Origin of the sequence: Paenibacillus sedimenti, assembly GCF_014534655.1 — a bacterium.
Lineage (GTDB): Bacteria > Bacillota > Bacilli > Paenibacillales > NBRC-103111 > Paenibacillus_E > Paenibacillus_E sedimenti.
This window is the reverse complement of sequence record NZ_JACVVD010000002.1, coordinates 249122-268888: the sequence shown is the minus strand read 5'-3', so window position 1 is coordinate 268888 and position 19767 is coordinate 249122. Positions and strand designations below refer to the sequence as shown.

13 protein-coding genes are annotated in these 19767 nt (G+C 49.0%); all 13 read right to left on the bottom strand.

Annotated features, from left to right (window positions below; all coding sequences use genetic code 11):
• Positions 1 to 10 precede the first annotated feature (10 nt).
• The 13 genes from ICC18_RS05815 to ICC18_RS05760 all read right to left on the bottom strand — a co-directional run bounded on the left by ICC18_RS05815 (position 11) and on the right by ICC18_RS05760 (position 19716).
• The gene (locus ICC18_RS05815) at positions 11 to 1615 is read right to left on the bottom strand and encodes an ABC transporter ATP-binding protein (RefSeq protein ID WP_188173437.1); all 1605 of its coding nucleotides are present in this window, start codon (positions 1613 to 1615) and stop codon (positions 11 to 13) included.
• Positions 1616 to 1626: 11 nt separating this feature from the next.
• Complete coding sequence (locus ICC18_RS05810) at positions 1627 to 2463, bottom strand: ABC transporter permease (RefSeq protein WP_223192361.1); 837 nt, start codon at positions 2461 to 2463, stop codon at positions 1627 to 1629.
• Positions 2447 to 3418 carry an ABC transporter permease gene (locus tag ICC18_RS05805; RefSeq protein WP_188173435.1) on the bottom strand — a complete coding sequence of 324 codons (972 nt, stop codon included), beginning with the start codon at positions 3416 to 3418 and terminating at the stop codon, positions 2447 to 2449. The genes ICC18_RS05810 and ICC18_RS05805 overlap by 17 nt, the downstream gene beginning before the upstream one ends.
• Before the next feature lie 11 nt (positions 3419 to 3429).
• Entirely contained in the window at positions 3430 to 4983 is a 1554-nt protein-coding gene (locus tag ICC18_RS05800; RefSeq protein WP_188173434.1) for an ABC transporter substrate-binding protein, read from the bottom strand.
• 19 nt (positions 4984 to 5002) lie between these two features.
• Positions 5003 to 5809 carry a class I SAM-dependent methyltransferase gene (locus tag ICC18_RS05795; RefSeq protein ID WP_188173433.1) on the bottom strand — a complete coding sequence of 269 codons (807 nt, stop codon included), beginning with the start codon at positions 5807 to 5809 and terminating at the stop codon, positions 5003 to 5005.
• 5 nt (positions 5810 to 5814) lie between these two features.
• Entirely contained in the window at positions 5815 to 6642 is an 828-nt protein-coding gene (locus ICC18_RS05790; protein ID WP_188173432.1) for a Rossmann-like domain-containing protein, read from the bottom strand.
• Positions 6639 to 7898, bottom strand: a complete 1260-nt coding sequence (locus tag ICC18_RS05785; RefSeq protein ID WP_188173431.1) for an ATP-grasp domain-containing protein — start codon at positions 7896 to 7898, stop codon at positions 6639 to 6641. Before ICC18_RS05785 ends, ICC18_RS05790 begins: the two co-directional genes overlap by 4 nt.
• A 365-nt stretch (positions 7899 to 8263) precedes the next feature.
• The gene (locus ICC18_RS33590; protein WP_223192360.1) at positions 8264 to 8830 is read right to left on the bottom strand and encodes a Rossmann-fold NAD(P)-binding domain-containing protein; all 567 of its coding nucleotides are present in this window, start codon (positions 8828 to 8830) and stop codon (positions 8264 to 8266) included.
• Positions 8831 to 8838: 8 nt separating this feature from the next.
• The gene (locus ICC18_RS33585; protein WP_223192359.1) at positions 8839 to 9600 is read right to left on the bottom strand and encodes an FAD-dependent oxidoreductase; all 762 of its coding nucleotides are present in this window, start codon (positions 9598 to 9600) and stop codon (positions 8839 to 8841) included.
• A 679-nt stretch (positions 9601 to 10279) separates the two neighbouring features.
• Entirely contained in the window at positions 10280 to 15415 is a 5136-nt protein-coding gene (locus ICC18_RS05775) for an RCC1 domain-containing protein (RefSeq protein ID WP_188173430.1), read from the bottom strand.
• A gap of 186 nt (positions 15416 to 15601) precedes the next feature.
• Positions 15602 to 17446 (bottom strand): S-layer homology domain-containing protein, encoded by a 1845-nt coding sequence (locus tag ICC18_RS05770; protein ID WP_188173429.1) that lies wholly within the window; start codon positions 17444 to 17446, stop codon positions 15602 to 15604.
• Positions 17447 to 17849: 403 nt separating this feature from the next.
• Positions 17850 to 18794, bottom strand: a complete 945-nt coding sequence (locus tag ICC18_RS05765) for a DUF2705 family protein (protein WP_188173428.1) — start codon at positions 18792 to 18794, stop codon at positions 17850 to 17852.
• Entirely contained in the window at positions 18778 to 19716 is a 939-nt protein-coding gene (locus ICC18_RS05760; RefSeq protein WP_188173427.1) for an ABC transporter ATP-binding protein, read from the bottom strand. Before ICC18_RS05760 ends, ICC18_RS05765 begins: the two co-directional genes overlap by 17 nt.
• Between the last annotated feature and the right edge of the window lie 51 nt (positions 19717 to 19767).

Here is a 19767-nt window from a genome sequence, read left to right as displayed (position 1 = left end):
CTCTCCTCTACTAAAGGCCTTCTTCCATATCGCCTGCGCATTTAAGCAGTAATTGCGTATAAGACTGTTTACTTTCATGGAGCAGCGCTCCCGGCCTTATTTCAGAAATGGTTCCATTCTCCATAACCGCAATATGGTGACAAAAGGATTTAAGGACTCGAATGTCATGCGAGATCATCAGAATCGAAAATCCGAATTGTTTATGCAGACGCTGCAGCAATCGTACGATTTGGGCTTGCACCTTCATATCCAAAGCGGATACCGCTTCATCGCAAATCAGGAGCTCCGGCCCCAGCACCAGCGCTCTGGCAATCGCAGTGCGCTGACATTGGCCCGAGCTTAACTGAGGAGGCCTCCTATGCTGTGCATCGGCGCTGATCCCCACCTCATTCAGATAGTACCTGGCCATCGCTTCCCGTTCTTTTTTCTGTCCGATCTTCAAGTAATGGAGCGGCTCTTGTACCAATTCCAAAGCAGTACGCCCAGGATTCAGACTGGCTCTGGCATCCTGGAATACGATTTGAATATGTCGGCATAGCTCCCGTCTGTGCTTGCCTTGCAAACGGCTAATATCCGTACCGCGATACAGAATACGTCCGCTGCCGGGAGTCTCCAAGCCCGTAATACACCTGGCCAGGGTGGATTTGCCGCAACCGCTTTGACCTAGAATCCCTACGATGTCCCCCTTGCTTACCTGAAGATGGATATCATGCAAGACGCGCTTCTTCTGATGAAAGATCTTCTCCAGCCCAATCACTTCGAGCAGAGGCTCATTATGCTGCGGCCCCCCGCGAGCTCGCGATGGCTTAGCCATTCGAGAGCGGGAAGCGAGCAGCTCACGTGTATATACCGATTGAGGTCTTGAGAACACGGCCTTGGTATCACCTTCTTCTTCAATGACCCCCTTATGCAATACGATCACCCGATTGCTTATGGAATTCGCTACGGCGATATCATGGGTAATCAGAAGCACCGATAAGCTAAGCTCCTCCTGCAAGCTTTTCAGCAAATCAAGCACTTCCTTCTGGCTCACTGTGTCTAAAGCGGAAGTAGGCTCATCGGCAATCAGCACTTTAGGCTTCAGACACAGCGTGAGAGCAAGACAGATCCGTTGACACATCCCGCCGCTGAGCTCAAATGGATAGCAATCCAGGATGCTTTGCACATCCTTGAAATTGAGCCTGCTTAGCAGTTGGGCAGCTAAAGGCACTACCTGTTCAGCAGTAGCCAGTCGATGGAAGAGTAGCGTCTCTTTAAAATGCTCTTTGATTTTCATCACGGGATTCAGTGCTTGCCGGGCATCCTGGAAGAGCATCGCGAGCTGTCGGCCCCGGATAGCATCCCAATCCGTCTTAGTGCCGGCCAGATTTACGGGAAGCGTGGAGCCGATGCGCAGGGTTCCGCCAACGATCTGGGCAGAAGGGGGTAGCAGCCCCGTGATGGCCTTCGCAATCGTCGATTTTCCCGATCCGCTTTCCCCTAGCAGAGCGAGGATTTCACCTTTGTTCAGGTCAAAAGAGAGGTTGTTCAATATGTTCATGAAATGCCCGCTTTGCTTATACGTCACTTGTAGATTCTTAACCTGCAGAATCGTACCGCTTTCCTCTATCCGCATATGCTACGCTCCTATAGTCCTGTTATTTCATAAGGATCAAGCCGGTCTCGCAGCCCCTCACCGATGAGATTAAAAGCTAGAACCGTAAGAATGATAAAGAGCGTGGGTCCTATCAGAATATGGGGCGCTTGCAGAAAGTGATCCCGTCCATCTGCCAGCATGCTGCCCCATTCCGGAGCCGGCGGCTGGGCACCTAAACCCAAGAACGAAAGGGCTGAAACGGAAAGAATTAAACTGCCCAGTTCAAACGTTGCGAGAATGAGTACGGGACTGATTACTTTGGGAAGCAATTCCCGAAGAATGATCACCCTGCTGCTGGCCCCAAGAACGATGGCAGCATCGTACGAGGTTTCGTTCTTCGCCTGTAAAACAACACTGCGGGTTAACCGGGCAAAGGATACCCACCATACCGCTCCTACAGCAAGGAGAAGATGGAACAGGCTTGTGCCGAATAACGCTGCAATGACCATGGCAAGCACCATAAAAGGAAAGGCTAACAGCACATCAATGAGACGCATCAGAATCCTATCGATGATAGAGCCGTGGAACATACCGGCCACCAATCCCGCCATCAGTCCAATAAGAAGTGCAGTACAAAGAGCGAGAATAGACGATACTAATGTGGTTTGGCCTCCGTAAAGGGTTCGTGAAAGGACATCTCTTCCAAAACGATCCGTACCTAAAGGATGTTCCCTGCTGGGTTGCTCCAAACGTTCCGACGCATTCTGCTCCAATGGATCATAAGGAGTAAATAAGGGCGACCCCAGGACGAGAATAGTAATGAGACTAAGCATGATGATACCGACTAGAAAGCTGATCGGATATTTGGAGTTACGCCACCTCTTCAACTCCTGATTCTCCTTTGCTACGTATTCGGGGATCAACGAGAACATACATGACATCAACCAGTAAATGGATGAGCACCACTAACGACACCATCACCAAAGCATAGCCTTGGATGACGGGATAATCTTTCAGCAGAATACTGTCGAGAGCATACTTCCCGATGCCGGGCCATGAAAAAATGCTTTCGATGACGACTGCACCGCTAACCAGTGTCGTAAGGGATAGAGCAACCATGGTTATCGTAGGAAGCAAAGCATTTCTTACTCCGTGCTTGACTGCCTGCTTTTTGCCCAGGCCTCTTGAAAGAGCGGAAAGCACATAGATTTGGCCAAGCTCAGAAAGCAGATTCGCTCTTACCACCCGTATGAATTGCGGTGCTCCAATCAAGCCAAGCGTGATAGCCGGAAGCCATAGCCTGGTCAGGCTGGCCTCACTGCTTATTTCATAAGCGCCCAAAGTCACGGCAAACAGGGATAATAAAACCAAGCCTATGACAAACGCAGGAGTAGATGCCAGAGCTACGCAGAGCAATCGAATGACGCTATCATAAGGCATACCTGCCTTTCGTGCGGAACCTGTACCAAACAGCACTCCCAACACTACTTGGATGAAGAGGGCAGATATCGCAAGTACGATGGTCGCAGGAAGCCTTGCCGCTATTTCCGAGCTTACGGGTCTTCCCGTATGAATGGAGGTTCCTAAGTCAAAGTTTAGTAAGCGCCTGATCCAAGTTCCGTATTGCACGATCATAGGCTGGTCAAGGCCCCATTGCGCTCGCAGCTCTGCCGCTTTCTCCTCATAAGCCTGTGCATTGCTCATGGCGACCTCAGACGGTTGCTTTAAGAGCAGCGCAATAGGGTCGCCTGGAGCTAAGTGCGTCAAAAGGAAAATAATCAGCGTTGCACAAAATAAAGTAATGATGGCTTCCAACCCTTTTCGAAAAATGACCTTGTACATCGGTCCTGCCCCTACTTCGAGCCGGCAGAACGGAATGACATGCTTGCATTCACTGCATTCTCAAATTGCCTGAAGTGCTCTTCAAAGCCGGCAAGGGTTTTGCTTACAGCCGTAATTTGGGGACGCGGGAATAAAGCAATGATCGGGGCCTGCTGTGCGACCCTCTCATTGATTTTGAGAGCTAGCTGATTCCGTTCTTTGGAATCCGATGCCTCCTTCAATTGTGCAAGCAATCGATTCGTTTCTTCATCTTGGTAACCGCCGTAGTTGGCGCTGCCTTTTGGGGAAAACTGGCCTGATAAAAGGGTGAAGGTATCGCCGAAGGTGCTCCATGCTTCGATGGAAGCATCCCAATCCCCTTTGTCGCGAGCCGCTTGGATCAAGCTATAATCGCCATGCTGTACTTCTGCTTTCACGCCAAGCTTCGTCCATTGGTTTTGCAAGGCTTCTCCTAATGCTTTATCGCCGCCCCAAGTCATCAAGCGAAGGGTTAAGGGCTTCCCATCCTTGGTTCTGATGCCGTCCGGACCTTTCATCCATCCCGCTTCGTCCAATAGCTGGTTCGCTGTGGCTTGATCGGTCTTGGTGTAAACGGCATTCTTTGCTTCGGCAAAGGCAGGATTAGAGCCTAACCATGTAGTAATAGGGACGCTCTGCCCTTCTACAGCAAGAGTTACCAGCTCCTTGCGGTCCAGCGCCCAAGATAGTGCTTGCCTTACTCTCACATCCTCGAATTGCGGTCTTCTCAAATTGAGATAAATGGTTTGCGTGTTCGCAACGGGGGCTGCAGAGATTCTTGCCTCTTTATGATCCTTAAATTGTGCCAGGCTGGTTACAGGGATATTTAACGCCACATGGCTGCGTCCGCTCAGTACGGACAGCACCCTCGTTTGTCCGTCGGCAATTTCTTCGTACACGACTCTCTTGATGGCCGGCTTTTCCCCCCAATAGCTCTCGTTTCTTTCCAAAACCATCTTCTGTTTGGGGGTGAACTCCACCACTTTATACATTCCGGAAAGATCCATGGTAGCGACAGCATCGTGCTTGGCTTCCGTATTGTGAATTACGGTCTGGTAGTAGGAAAGATGGAGCGGCACCGGCAGATGATTCCCGTTCGTCTTCACTTCTACCGTGTATTCGTCAAGCTTGGTAAAGGTCAGATTCGCCAGGAAGGGCTGAGCCTGGACATCCTTTGCTTTTGAACGTTCTAAAGAGGCGATGACCGCACCGGCATCGATAGCCTTCCCGCTCCAGAAGCGTGCATTTGACCTTAATTTGATCTCCCACGTCGTAGGATCAACTTCTTTAACACTTTCGGCAAGAGAAGGTTCGATCTTCCCCTCTGCGGTGACTTTAAACAACGCCTCTGCCGCACCGATAGTTCTTAAATAGCTGGAGGTAAGCGGCTGCACGGGATCCAAGCCGGCCGCAATTTCTTGGCCCACAATCACCAGGTCCTTGCTTTCCGCTTTGTCCGTCTGCGTACTTGATGGTGACGTACTGTTGCAGCCTATAGCAGTAATAATTACGAATAATATCAGTGTAGAGAATAGAACCTTCTTCATCGTAACCCCCACTTTTCGTTTATATAGCTTGCGCAATCACCTGCATGCGCGTTCCTACCATGTCATTGCTAAAGGTTAAAGGGCCTTGCATGTCGTACTTCGTAACATGGGGCGACGGTTTATCAAAGAGCTGCACAAGGCGGAAACCACAGGAAGAAAGATAGTGAATCAGCTCCTGCGGGAACAAGAGGCGATGTCGTAAATGCTCTACGATGGGTTTGTAGCCTGCCATCGTCCAGCAATAGTCCCTCTCCAGGATTTGATTGGCCAAGTCAATGCTAAAGCGCGTCTTCAGAGAAACAACCGTGTCTTCGTTAACCGTTCTCTGTTCAACCAGCTCTTCGGTAAGCCAGCGCTGTCCCTCCTTCGTAAGGAAGAAGGCGGCATTGCGCATATCAAGATAGAGAAGTCCCCCTTTGTGCAGATGTTTACGGAAGCACTGCAGGCTCGAGAGAACAGCTTCATTGGAAAAGTTGTACAAGAAGGTGCTTCCTACACAATAAAGGCCATCAAACTGCTGATTCAGTGAAAAGTCCGATTGATCTCCGTAAACGAATGGCAAACCGGGGGAGTGTTCTTTAGCCCATGAAAGCATTTCCTCCGAATTATCCAGGCCGGTAACCTCATACCCCTTACTAGTAAGATAGGCGACCTCACGCCCCGGACCGGAGCCGATATCCAATACTTTCTTCCCAACCTGATAATCTTGTAAAAGCTTATGTATGAATAGCGCCATGCTTTGGTCATGCTCCCCGTTAAAGGCCAGGTAGAGCGAAGGATTCGTATGCAGGAAATTATCCGTATCCAGCTTGATCTTCATCTGCATTCCTCTTACTCCTTTCTGCTTGTGTAGCAATAGAGCTGTGAAGCGGCACTGCTAAACTGGGTGAAAGGGAAAGGCTCTGCCACAAGCGCAGTAACACCTTGATGGATGAATTGAGCTGCAATTGCACTGCCCGTTTGAGCATATACCGTTAAAGGAATCTGTCTTTCCCGGACTCTCGCCAAGATGTGATCAAACGTCCCGTTACCTAACGTCATGCCTGTACAGATCACACTGTCCGCCTGATCCAGAACTTTGTTCATATCCTTCTCAACCGCTTCTCCCCACTGGGTTTCCTGCAGCTGCAGGTCGCAAGGCAGACAGGTTCCGCCACGCTGCTTGATGGCCTCAACGAGAGGGTTGACGACCCCGATTAAAGCCACCTTCTGCGATGCCTTTAGATCGGCCATATCTGCAATAAGAGCATCTCGCTGCTTTGCTTTCTGAATGGGAGTTCCCGCACCGATTTCAACCGTCTTGGTGCTATGATCATGATGAGGAAAGACGGCGCCGAGATAAGCATCCATCGCCGCTATTTGTATGGGGAGTTTCGGGTCTTGCAGTACGGTATCGAGAGGGAGCCCGGAGTAATGTGCTGCGGCTTCCATATTCAGCTGGTCCGGCGTATGAGAACAGGCACCGAAGGAGGCTTCCACTCTTAGCAGCAAGTAGTAGTTGTGGTACTTCGTCGTAGAGGAAGGGAATTGGGTCGTTTGATAAATATAGGATGCTCCCGTTACCGTCAAGGTTTCCGGTTTAGGGCCGAGCTTGCCTTTCAGAATGGCTTCCCGCAATTCAGCCACGGAGCGCGGGGCCGCTGCTTTCATTTGTGTCATACGGATACCTCGCTAGAATCAAAGGTAAGGGTAATGCGCCTCAGGGCCTCTTCCGCATACGTTCTTGCATTTAGGCCAACCGGATCCTGCGTGATGACGTGGCCCAGATAGCAGGCATTATCAATAGGAGCCGCAATCGATTTACCCGCACAGTTCTCGATCTTATAACGGGCGATATGCGCATCCGACTCGAGCGATTCCATTCCCTGAATCCGAGTAATAGTGCCGCCTTGCGGAGGGACGAGGAACATCACAGCCGCACTGGCAATCCCGCAGTCCTTGGCAGCTATGGCAGGCTTGCGTCCTAACGAGAGATCGACGAAGGCTTCGAGCAAATCGATGTCGGTAACCCGCTTGATCAGCTCTACGATGTAGTTGCCGGCCGTTCTAGGATTGATCTCGACGATCCTCGGCCCCTCAGCCGTGATCTTCACTTCCGTATGGGCAATACCATGGTCATAGCCTACTGCCAGTAGCGCTTCCCTTACCAACTGCGTCACCGCCGCACGAGTCTCATCGCTCAGCTGTGCCGGGAACATGTGGCCATTTTCGATAAAATAGGGGGTCCCCATAACGGATTTATCCGTTACGCCTAAGATCGTAGTCTCGCCTTGATAGGAGACGCTTTCGACGCTAACCTCCTCGCCTCTCATGTACGCCTCGAGGAGATACGTGCAGTCTCTTTCCTGATCTCGGAAATTGAGCGGGAAAGCTTCCAAAGCTTGATAGGCGCGCTGTAATTCCTTTACATTCTGAATTAAGCTCACAAAGGCACTGGAGGCAAGATCTACCGGCTTGATCACTAGCGGATAACCGATTTCCTCTGCGGCTTTTTCTACCTCTGCCCAACTCTTTGCGAGATGATAATTCGGATTGGCAAGACCCGCTCGGTCAAGTGCCTGGCGCATGAGATGCTTATGCCGTACGGTTCTTACTTCCTCCGGGAAAGGACAAGGAAGGTTAAAGGCCTTGGCCACCTCTCGCACTGCCTCGATATAGTAATCGCAGACCGTAATGACTCCATCAAAGCGGCAAGGCCGCAAAAATTCAATCAGGCTTGGAACATCATTCGTTTCCGTTACCAGAACGGAGTCTGCATACCGCAACACCGGATGCTTCTCCGTACTAAGCGCACTCTGATAATGCTCAAGTTTACGAGTAACAAAGGTATAGGTGTGCCCCAGCGATTGGAGCAAAGGAGGCAGCAGATTGCCGCTTGCTCCTACCCAGCTTTCAATCATCAAAAGATGTGCCATAGTCGACCTCCAAATCATATTTGATATTATAATTCCATTCTCAACATATAATTGACATGGCTAGCTTCTCAGCAGTTTTTGTTCGGTCATTACTTTGCCCCCTTTTTGAATTAATCGTAATTATTACAACTAAGGCTGAGTATACTACACAGCATTTTACATTGTCAACCAGTATATGGAAATACTTCCCCCTCGGATCTGACCCGTTTTTATGGATATACCATTTGGAGGTGAACCGTGGCTTGGCAAATCCGCAATCCGCCGCCGCGTGATGTTGAGACTATATGGAGAGGTTGCGTAGTTACCTGAACGGAGAATCCCGGAACATCCAGAGTGTTGCTGCAATGGACTATCCGGGATGACTTCTATCGGAACAGCTTCCGCAACAAAGAAGGTAGGAAAAATATACTTGAGGGGCGGGTCAGATTCATGACTTGCGCTAACCGTAAATAAACAGAACTGTCATGGGCCGATGCCTTATATATTTTTTGGGTAAGCCATTGTTTCAAACCGATACCGATTGGCCTTGTTCCCGTGATGCCAGGATGTCTGTAAGCTTCAATAAGAGCCATGTCCCAAGGGTCATTGGTAAGTTTGGGCAACTTAATCCAATAGCTTTTTATTACCGTATCCATGGTTTCTCCGGTTGATAAACGGCCAAGCTCCTTACGCAATAATTCGGCCTCCATTGCAGCTACCGTCATACCTTGGCCGTACAGTGGGTCGAACCGGCAGTACGAATCCCCGATCATAATAAACCGGTTGGGGAGCTTGTTGATAATATTTCTCCGTTTCCTTGATTGGGAGGGTATTCTGTAAATTTTCAATTCACTGATAGGGGTCGCTCTTTGAATAAAGTCATAGATATGCGGTTGAGGCAGCATTTTTGCAATATGTTCAAAGTCCTCTTCGGTCTGGGGAGGTTCTGTCAAGTATCCTCCTAGAGTAACGCCAATTTTTTGATTTCAAAAGGGATGGCTACCCCTGCATAGGGATGCTCGGGAAGCTGGGCCGATATCATCAGATTCGTCCATCCACGATCAACCCATTCGGTTTTGTAAAAGCGGGTAGCATAAAATAAATCAATATGTACAACTTCGCCCATATCTTTTTCTACATTTAACCATTTCAACGCTTGAGAACCTGCCCCGCCGGCGTCAACGACCAAATCTGCCATGATCACTTCTTCCAGGTGAGATGATTCGTTCCGCATCTTGATACCTTGAACATGCTTCCGATCATCGGAAAGGATAAAACTGGTCACACGGGAACGATACTGAAAAGCTACATTGGGAATAAAATCTACCCGATGACGAATATGCCGCTCAATGAATGGTCGCGTTTGCTGTACCACTTTTATTCCACTCGGGAACCGCTTTTTCCATTCCCCGAAATGGAACCATTCAAGATCATTGGTAAAATCGGTGACGATACTCCCGTTCTGTATCAGTTCCTGAATAATGCCCGGAAACAAGCACTCCAGAATCTTCTGGCCACGTTCAAGAAATATGTGTGAATGATGACCTTGCGGAACCTTGTTTCGAGGTTTTAGACCATCCGGGGGATCATCCACCTCAACTATGATGATTTCTTTAAAAACATCAGCAAGTACTCTCGCTGCAAGCAATCCTGCAATACTGCCCCCAATAACGATCGCCCGACCCGCTCTTCTTTGCGCCACGGAAACTGTCTCTTCCATCATAATGCCGTTCCCTTTCCCCAAATAGCGGTCCTTGAATTCCTATAAGAATTCATAGTTTTCCTCATTTATATTCGTCCGTTTCTTTAAATTTTTCATCGAAAGACAAGCTCTGCTTAAGTCATAAAGATTATAACATCGAAAATTTCGACTTCTTAGTCGTACAGGATTGACGCTTACGTTTTTTAATTCTGAGTGTAACAAACCTCCCTTTCGTCAAGGGAATATTTATTACGTAAAAAATCACAAGTATCATCAATATGATAGCTAAGTCTATGTGACAATTCATTTTCTGATGTAGAGAGTTCCTGTTCTTCGAAATGACCCAAGCTAATGCTGAAAAAGTGGTTTCTTTCTTCAAAGAATTCTACAATTACCAATTGTTTCCTCCTCCCATATAAACATAACTACATGGAACAAAGGCTGCATTAAAGGAGAAAATCAGGAAACAAAAGGGAGTAGCAAAGATGAAAATCCGTGTTACCGCCTTCAAGTTTATTCAGATCATTTTCACTTTTGAATAAAGCAAAATCCACAACCTCATGCGGTTGTGGATTTACATGGTGGAGGCGAACCGTGTCTGTGCAAAACCACAATTCGCCGAAAACACATTATTACCTCATGATTTTTGAAATATGTTTGCAGCGACTTTTAATCTTACCGCTCCATCGTGCAAAAAGGATCAAATTACTTTCCGATAAGCTGCAGTCCATAAGGAGAAGTCCTCGTTATTGACCACGCCGTCACGTGTAAAATCCGCTAGCATAATATCGGCTTGAGCACCATTCGCATTCTGAATCTCCTTAAAGATTTTTAACCATGCGGAAAAATCGACGTTATTAATGATCCCATCAGAATGAATCATAAGATTTCCGTTCGTTCTCCCAATACTGCCAATATCCCCGGGTATTAACTCCATTGGGCTGGCCGCTGTTGTGTTAAGCGAGTTATATTGCTCCGCCACCAGGTCCACGTTTTCCACACGTTTCGTCAAATATCCCGACCCGCCAATTTCAACAATAGCATTACTGATAGGCGGCAACGCGGTAATGTTTAATTTACCGATCACCCGATTGTTGCCGTCTTTGGCCGCAATATTCCCGTTTGCGTCCTGGATCCAGTAAGTTTTGCCCTTGTAAGTAACCCCCGGGTCAGAAGACGATGATTTCACGGTAACCGTGAGGTTTTCAAAAATTTTATTGATTTCGTTCTGTTTTACCTTGCCGAGCAGCAAGTTATTTAATGATGAATTTTGATCGCCAAGATAAAGACTTACCGAGGCATCGATCTTTGCCCCGCTGACGATATCTATTTCCAACGATGTGGGCAATACATTGTACACTTTAAAGCTTGAATCCAGCATATCCGTTGATAAGTCGACATTCGTTCCATAAACTCTGAATGTTTTCGAACCGATTGAGGCATTCGGTTTTACCTTAAAATGGACGGAGAACAACACTGTATCATTTGCAATCGGATAATCCTGGCTTAAGTCTGCAACAACATACGTTATTGTTCCCGGTACGGATTCCGTTTTAATATGGGCTGGAATATAACCTGAAACAACGTCGTTTTGTATATTCCCTGAAGCAAGTTCAAAAGCGCCGGTGTCGTATTCGAGCTTAAAGGTGGCGCTGTTGATCTTGTCACTGCTAGTGAAACCCTTTAGCCTGAAATGAACGGTTACATCATCTCCTCGATTGTAAGAAGAAAGATCTGCCGTTAACTGCGAAAAGCCGAATGCATGTACTTGGACAGGCACGGAAGACTCTACCGTTGAACGGTTCCCTAACTGGCTTGCAGCATTGGTTCCCCAGGCCCAAATTGTTCCGTCGTTTTTCAGGGCTACCGTATGAAGCGCCCCCCCTGCGATCGCAACCACTCCACTAAGTCCGGAAACTTGAACGGGTCTATTTCTGCTTGTCAATGTACCGTCTCCTAACTGGCCGGAACTATTATTTCCCCAAGTCAATACTGTCCCATCATTCTTTAAAGCTACCGAATGTCCCGATCCTCCTGTGATCGCTACAACTCCGTCGAGGTCGGCAACAATCGAAGGATAATTCTTGTCTGTGCTTCCGCTCCCCAATTGACCGCTATCGTTACGCCCCCACGTCCATACCGTACCGTCGGATCTTAGAGCTATCGTATGATTCGCCCCGCCTGCAATTGCGGTTACTGCAAAACAACCGTCGATTGGATACGAACAATTTAAGCTTGTAATTGGAACAGGATATGCTTTCGATGTATTAGTACCATCCCCCAATTGCCCATAAGCGTTATGCCCCCAGGTCCATGCCATACCGCCTTTCAAAGCAATTGAGTGGTTTCCCCCGGCAGCGATCGCGCTCACTTCGCTAAAAGGAACCAGTGTACCTGCGCTATCCCTGTCTTTATTCCATACTGAAGTTGGAGTTTTGTTTATTCTCGGCCCGTTTGAATCCGTACCCGAAATACCGTTCCCGAGCTGGCCGTAGACATTCAGTCCCCATGTTCTCACTCCGCCGTCGTTCATCAAAGCCAGCGTATGTTCTCCGCCACTCGCAATCGCTTTCACGCCGGTTAGATTCGTTACTTGAACAGGAATATTTCGATTTGTATTCGTGTTGTCCCCTAATTCACCACGGTTGTTATCTCCCCAGGTCCATACCGTTCCATCACCCTTTAGTACAACCGTATGCCCCAATCCCCCTGCTATGGCCTTCACTTCATCAACGCCGTACACCTTAACAGGAAAATCTCTATTTGTGTTTGTACCATCCCCAAGTTGACCGCTGCTGTTGTTTCCCCAGGTCCAAACCGACCCGTCGCTTTTCGTGGCGATCGTATGGCTTCCTCCGCTTGCAATCATTAGCCCGTTCAGAGCCCGTCTACTTACAATAATGGTATAGGTTTTTGTCGCAGCCCCATTCTGGCTGTTCACAACAATACGAATTATATTATCGCCAACACCTAAACGAATTTGAGTTTGCGGTTGCCCATTTATTACAGCCACATCGTTTATATGAACGGTAGCCGTAACATCGGCAGCAGCCGTTGTAACCGTAAGACGGTCCACATAATTTGGAACACTAGCCGAATAGCTGGTAATGCTTGATGCAAAAGCCGGGCTTAATGTGCCTTGCGAGAGGGTTATGCCTACTAAGTTTGCGTCGGCAGCGCCTAAACCTTGTACTTGAACAGGAGTTATCCGGTCAATTGTTGAGCCGTCCCCAAGCTGACCCGCTTCATTCCATCCCCACGTCCATATCGTGCCGTTACTTTTCACCGCGATCGAATGTTTCTCTCCGCTTGCAATGGTGGTGACTCCGGAAAGACCCGGTATTTGTACTGGGGTTAATCGATCTGTAAGCGTGCCGTCCCCGAGCTGCCCTTTATCATTCATACCCCACATCCAAACCGTGCCGTCGTTTTTAAGCGCTATAGTTTGGAAGCTTCCGCCCGCAATCGCTTTCACGCCGGTAATGCCGCCCACTTGAACCGGGCTTCGCCTGTCTATCGTTGTCCCGTCTCCCAGCTGTCCACGCCCATTGCCTCCCCACGCCCATAGCGTGCCGTCGCTTTTCAAGGCAAAGGAATGGTAATCACCGCTTGCAATGGCAATCACCCCTGAAAGACCTGGAACTTGAACGGGAGTTAGACTGTTTGCGGTTGTCCCGTTTCCGAGTTGTCCGGAGAGATTAGCCCCCCACGCCCATACAGTTCCATCACTTTTTAAAGCAACGGTATGTTCGAATCCTCCTTCAATCGCGGTCACTCCGTTCAGACCTGCTACTGGAACAGGAGAGAACCGAGTTGTCGTAGTCCCGTCTCCCAGCTGCCCGCGGGCATTTAAACCCCACGTCCATATACTGCCGTCGTTTTTCAAGGCTATTGCATGAAATCCCCCGGTTGCAACTGCCGAAACTCCGCTAATTCCTGCGACTTCGCCGGGGACACTTCGATCCTCCGCTCCTCCGCTTCCAAGAGAACCAAAGCCATTAGCCCCCCAAGACCACAAGGTGCCGTCGTTTTTCAAGGCGATAGCAAGATATCTTCCTGCGGCAACTGAAGCCACCCCGGTTAGGCCGCTTACTTGGACAGGGGTCAGTCTATCAATCGTTGTCCCGTCCCCCAGCTGATTGTATTCATTGTCCCCCCAGCTCCAGACAGTACCATCCTTCTTCAGCGCTATCGAATGCTCTACGCCGCCCGCGATAACAGATTTAGGAAGTAAGGAAGCTCCCGCTGCTCTTGAAACTTCTATTGTATATATTTTGGTCGTTATGTCATCCTGTGCAGTTACAATAACTTGGATCGTATTAGCTCCTACATTTAAACTTACGGGGTTGCTGGCTTGGCCGCTTGATGCCGCGGCCTCGTTAACTGTGACGGTTGCTTCTGAATCCGCCGCAGTTGCCGTAACGGTAAGAGCGGACACTTCATTTGCAACAACTGCCGAATAGCTAGTTTTGTCGGCTGCAAAAGTTGGGTTTAGCAAACCTTGAGATAGGGTTAAACCGCTCAGATCCGCGTTGCTTGCATCGGTTGTAATCAAATCGGATATTTGGACAGGGATCGAGCGGTTCGTTGTTGTCCCATCTCCCAACTGCCCGGCTTCGTTGTTTCCCCACGCCATAATGGTCCCGGCGGTATTCAACGCAATCGAATGAAATCCTCCGCTTGCGATCGCGGTCACATCGTTAAGACCGGTTACTTGCACCGGTTGGTCATCCCGTAAATAGGGCGCGCCTTCCCCAAGCTGATCGTAGGTATTATCCCCCCATGCCCACACTGTGCCATCCTTTGTCAACGCTACGGAATGTTGAGAGCCGGCGGCGATCGCGATCGCGTTATGAAGATCGACTTGAACGGGGATTTTCTTATCCTCGAATGTATCATCGCCAAGTTGACCGTAGGAATTGCTCCCCCATGTCCAGACTGTGCCGTCTTTTTTCAAGGCCATCGAGTGATAACCCCCGCCTGCAATTGCAGCCATATCACCGAGACCGGATACTTGAACAGGATTCTGTTTATTCTTTATTGTACCGTCCCCGAGTCGACCTTCATTGTTAGCTCCCCATGTCCATACCGTGCCGTCATTTTTCAAAGCCATTGAATGATAGTCTCCTGCTGCGATTGCAATTACATTATCAAGTCCGGGCACTTGAACAGGAACTGTCGTTGTTTCGGCCCCAGACTGGCTTTCTCCATAATTCCTTCCCCAGGTCCAGACCGTTCCATCGATCTTCAGGGCAATCGAATAGTACCCCCCGCCTGCAATTTCAATTACATCGCTAAGGTCTTCCACTTGAACTGGGGTATATTTATCGGTACGCGTACCATCCCCCAGTTCACCATATAGGTTAGATCCCCAAGCCCATACCGTACCATTTTGCATTAGAGCTAACGAATGTGATTTCTCGCCGGAAACCGCAATGATCTCATTTAGTTCATTAACCTGTATTGGTTTATTACTATTATCTAAAGTGCCATTACCCAGCTGCCCTGAAGAGTTTTCCCCCCATGTCCATACTGTGCCGTCGTCTGCCAGCGCGATGCTATGGTATGCCCCGCCTGCAATAACAGGAAGTAGGGGTAAATTAGAATAAACTTCATCTATAACCGTTTGATTTGAGAGCTCTCCGACTTCAACTCCTGGGCTTTGGGCCGTAACATCAAGCGCCGTGTATGTCGCTTTCGTTACGGTCGATTGGTTTAACGCATCCCTTCCCTGCTCCGCCGATGCGATTAAACCGAATGGAAACAATGAACATAACAACATAAGCATGATACACATGATTCCGGAACGCCTCGCTCTTACGCTCACTCGCCTCATCCACATTTTCCCTCCATTTACTAATTCTATTTTTGCGAAATACCGCCGTCCCATAAGAAGAAATCTTTGTTGTTCACCAATCGTCTCTTGTGAAATCGGCTGCGATCTTATCGTTAGCCGTTGCTTTTCGGTCAGAGCTTCCTTAGAAGATCTTCTGCCAAGCCGGCTGCCTCATCCCCTTCACCTCTAATCTATGAATTCCAATGACTGCAGCAGCTTTAGTAACACTAAAGCCGCTTGGGCTCGCGTTGACGTGCTGCGTGGATCGAACCGATCATGACCCGGACCGTTCATGATCCCGTTCGCAACCGTTATTCGTATTGCCTCCTCAGCCCAACCGGATATTTCTTCCGCATCGGCAAATCGAGCGATATCGGCAGATCCGGATTCTTTGCCTGGGTTCGCATAAAGCAGCGCTCGTGCCGCCATTACCGCCATTTCTTGCCGAGTGATCCGTTCATGCGGATGAAATTTTCCGCTGTAACCGGTGACCAATCCTGCTCGATTTGCGATAAATACGTCCTTTCGGAACCAGTCGGTCTCTTTGACATCGCTAAAAAATCCTGCTGCCTGTTTATCATAAAGCGCAAGTCCGCGAATAAGCAGCGCAGCAAATTCCGCCCTAGTTACCGGATCGTCAGGCTTAAAGGAGGAAGCCGACTTCCCATTGACATACCCTTTGGCCGAGAGTTTGTTGATAGCCGTTTGAGCCCAGTGTCCGGCGAGATCGCCATAATCAATACTCTTATGCCCTACCACATACGTGCTGTTGCCCGTACGGCGAAAGATTGCTTGCATCGCACCGCCAGCTCCGGTAACAAGCTGTGTTGGCACGGGCTGAAGCCGGCCCTCATAAAGCATGAACACGGAATCCGTTGAAAGATTCGCCTTAATCTCCCCGAGGCCGATCGAGCGTACAGTGAACGTATTGCCGAAGTCGTTGATAGTTCGCTCTTGACCTCCAGCGGAGATCGATAGATGATAGGTAACACCCGCCGCCGGGAGCAGTGATTCTTCGTCTTGATCTGCCGCTTCTTTCACTTTGGCCAAATTTTCTTGGCTTAGCGGCAGTATGGAAACATGGATGGCCGCGCCTTCGGCAAAGCCGTCATTAACCTTGATCACGGATAGCGGGACGGTGAATGAACCCGCTCGGGTAAATGCCATAATGGCTCCTTCCTCCCCGAACCTCTCGACCGCAAGTTTAGCTACGGAGGACGGGATTTCGAAAGAGGCGGCACCGCGAACATCGATTCCGAAAGATAAGAGCCTGCCGTTATCTCCCTGGGTTTCGTTAATTAAACCGGCAGCTATCGATGGATCCAACTGCACTTCATAACCGCTGTCTGTTCGTTGTGCTTTTACTGCTTCGTTTAGTGAAACGAAAGGAAGCCCCCCCGTCAGTACCACATCTGGCATCAAGACAGAGGGAATTTCAATTGCAGGCAGCACTATGGGAAAGAACGGGACCACAGCGCCCCCTGAGGAACTGGAGGCTATTGTCACGGTAGCGGTTGTAGACGGAAGGTGATACACATGATCGTCCAAATCCAATAGATCGGTAGATAGATCCTGATTGTCTCCTTTTAGAAAAAACGTTTTATCTCCCACAGCAGCGTTCGACTTCACCTTCATCTTCACAGTAAAGACAGCCTGATCGTTAACAACCGGATAATTAATGCTTGGACTAGCAACAAGGTAAGTAATGGTTCCCGGCACAGCCGAGTCGGTCTTTGCTGCGGACGGAATTCCCCCGTCAACCACATCGTTGTTCACTTGATTGGTTAACAGCTCGAACGTTGAAGAATCGTAGGCTAGCCTTAATGTCGCACTGTTGATCTGGGCTCCCGAAGTGAACCCATCGAGTTTAACGGTAATTTCTACCGTATCCCCGGCCTTATATGTACGTTTATCTGTTGCAATTTCCGCTGCAGGAGCCGCATAAACGGTTGTCGAAATAAAGCAAGCCATGATCAAGATAACCAACGCGATCCACCAAAAATGCATACTTCCTATGTTCACTCGAACCACATTCCGTCCCCCTGTCAAAAAAGGATGAAAAACTGCCAGTCACGCTAGAAAGTCAGCCACATACATACTGTATCATTTTCTTGAGATCAACGAAACAATTTGTAACAATTAATATACAGAAATCCCCTTCTTTCCCCTGCTCAAAAAGCGGATCCTTTCATGACGGTCCATTCCTTTAAGAAGGGAGGTACCTCCACACAACAAAAGACGCTGACGTCGCACGGTCAGCGTCCTTTGTTGTATGGAGGCGAGGGGAGTATGGACATGTTCGATTGAAGTGGCTGAACCTTCCGGGTTCTCTTCCCATCGTACCCAAGCCGTTGCTGATACAATATTCCTTCAGCGCCTCTCCAAAAAATCAAAAAAACCGCCGCTTCCGATGAAGGAAAGGCAGTCCTTTTAGCTACGCCGCGACATCGCGTCTGCGGAATATTTCCCAAGACAATACATTAAACAACAAGAAGTAGAAGAGCAGCACGCAGATGGAGAAACCCATCGTCATCCCTTCTGCCATCGGGCTTCCCTCTAAATACTGCGTCAAATCCGTATTCGCGAACAAGAAGTATTTCCCCCAACTGTATCGCATCAGCAGCATCGTAATGATCTGTCCGGCGAACATGATGAAAATGCTAAGACCGATCGCCAGCGACGAGCTGCGAAAAACCGTCGATATCATAAATGCGAGCTTCACGACCATAATGAGTTGGATGAGCTTGAAGCCATACGTTGCAAGGACATGCAGCAGCATGCTTCTCTCCTGCACCGAACCTTCCGCACTAACTTTCAAGTATGGAAGATTTATGTTCTGGAAGCCATACAGGATTCCATTCACGATCATTGCGGATATAAAGAGAACCAACAACAACACAGCAGCAAACAGGAGCGTCGCCGCATATTTGGAGAAAAGAATCTTCGCGCGGGTCGCCGGACGGATGAGCAGCAGCTTGATCGTTCCCCATGTGAATTCTCCTGCTACCATATCTCCCGCAATAATGACCGTAAACAGTGTCACAATCTGAATGAGATCCGCTGCGCTTTGAACGCCTCCCCATAGGGTGTTCTGAATAGGGGGCATATTATGATCCAGCGCGTATTGCTGCAGAGCAATTTCTTCCCTCATGCTCATCTTAAATGTCTCCGGCAAATCGGGATTTTCCAATTCTTTCTTATTGTGCTCGATAGATTCCGCGGCAACTGTCTTCCAATCGTCATTATCGTCATAACCTACGTGAGAGAGCGTAGCCGCCATCACGACGATAACGATCAACAGCACACCTAGAATCCACGTACGCAGCCTGCGATAAACTTTCATATTTTCATTCTGGATCAGATTAAGCAATCTGATCACTTCCCGTCATTTCCAAAAATTGATCTTCCAGCGATTTCGTCGCGGCGCGGATGCCATATACGTGAACCCCTGCTTCTACGAATCTTTTGTTCCACGCTGAGATCTGCTTTCTGTCGAGGCTCATGATCAGTTCGCGCCCTTCCACTTCGGCTTTCACCTCTGTTCGCGATTCGTCTAGCAGTGCTGTCGCCTGATCCATGGGCTCCACTTCAAAAGCAACCCTCTGGCGGCTTTCAGCCTGCACGAACTCTTTGATCTGCCGAACATCAATCAGCTTGCCGTTCTGTATTATGGCTACACGGTCGCACATCAGCTCCATCTCGGACAGGAGGTGAGAGGACACGATAACGGAGATGCCGTCCTCCCGCGTGAGTTTCCGCAAATGGTCGCGAAGCTCGCGAATCCCGGCGGGATCCAGCCCATTCGTCGGTTCGTCCAAAATGAGGACGGACGGCTTATGCAGCATCGCCTGCGCAATCCCCAGCCGTTGGCGCATGCCCAGCGAGTAGGTTTTGACCTTATCATGGATACGGTTCTCCATACCAACCAGTGTAATGACCTCTTGAATGCGTTCCGCGTTGATTCCAGGGATCATTCTGGCGTAATGCACAAGGTTATGGTATCCGCTCAGGAACTTGTACATCTCCGGATTTTCAACAATCGCGCCAACATGCCGGATCGCCTGCTCAAAATGCGTCCGAATCGACTGACCGCCGATCCGAATGTCGCCTTCGGTAATGGACATCAGCCCGACCATCATACGGATGGTCGTTGTTTTGCCCGCACCGTTCGGACCGAGAAAGCCAAACACTTCGCCACGCGGAACATCAAAACTTAAATGATCAATGATCGTCTTGGAGCCGATTCGTTTCGATATGTTTTGAATCTGTATAATCGGCGATTGTGAATCTGCGTGAGTCATATCTACACACTCCTTTATATTAAAATTGTATCGCGCCCGCATGAACAGTCT

What these genes read in the sequence shown, in the direction of transcription:
- ICC18_RS05805 (WP_188173435.1), bottom strand. Translation starts at nt 3,418, where the DNA reads ATGTACAAGGTCATTTTTCGAAAAGGGTTGGAAGCCATCATTACTTTA.
- ICC18_RS05785 (WP_188173431.1), bottom strand. Translation starts at nt 7,898, where the DNA reads ATGGCACATCTTTTGATGATTGAAAGCTGGGTAGGAGCAAGCGGCAAT.
- ICC18_RS05795 (WP_188173433.1), bottom strand. Translation starts at nt 5,809, where the DNA reads ATGCAGATGAAGATCAAGCTGGATACGGATAATTTCCTGCATACGAAT.
- ICC18_RS05800 (WP_188173434.1), bottom strand. Translation starts at nt 4,983, where the DNA reads ATGAAGAAGGTTCTATTCTCTACACTGATATTATTCGTAATTATTACT.
- ICC18_RS05790 (WP_188173432.1), bottom strand. Translation starts at nt 6,642, where the DNA reads ATGACACAAATGAAAGCAGCGGCCCCGCGCTCCGTGGCTGAATTGCGG.
- ICC18_RS05775 (WP_188173430.1), bottom strand. Translation starts at nt 15,415, where the DNA reads ATGAGGCGAGTGAGCGTAAGAGCGAGGCGTTCCGGAATCATGTGTATC.
- ICC18_RS33585 (WP_223192359.1), bottom strand. Translation starts at nt 9,600, where the DNA reads ATGATGGAAGAGACAGTTTCCGTGGCGCAAAGAAGAGCGGGTCGGGCG.
- ICC18_RS05760 (WP_188173427.1), bottom strand. Translation starts at nt 19,716, where the DNA reads ATGACTCACGCAGATTCACAATCGCCGATTATACAGATTCAAAACATA.
- ICC18_RS05815 (WP_188173437.1), bottom strand. Translation starts at nt 1,615, where the DNA reads ATGCGGATAGAGGAAAGCGGTACGATTCTGCAGGTTAAGAATCTACAA.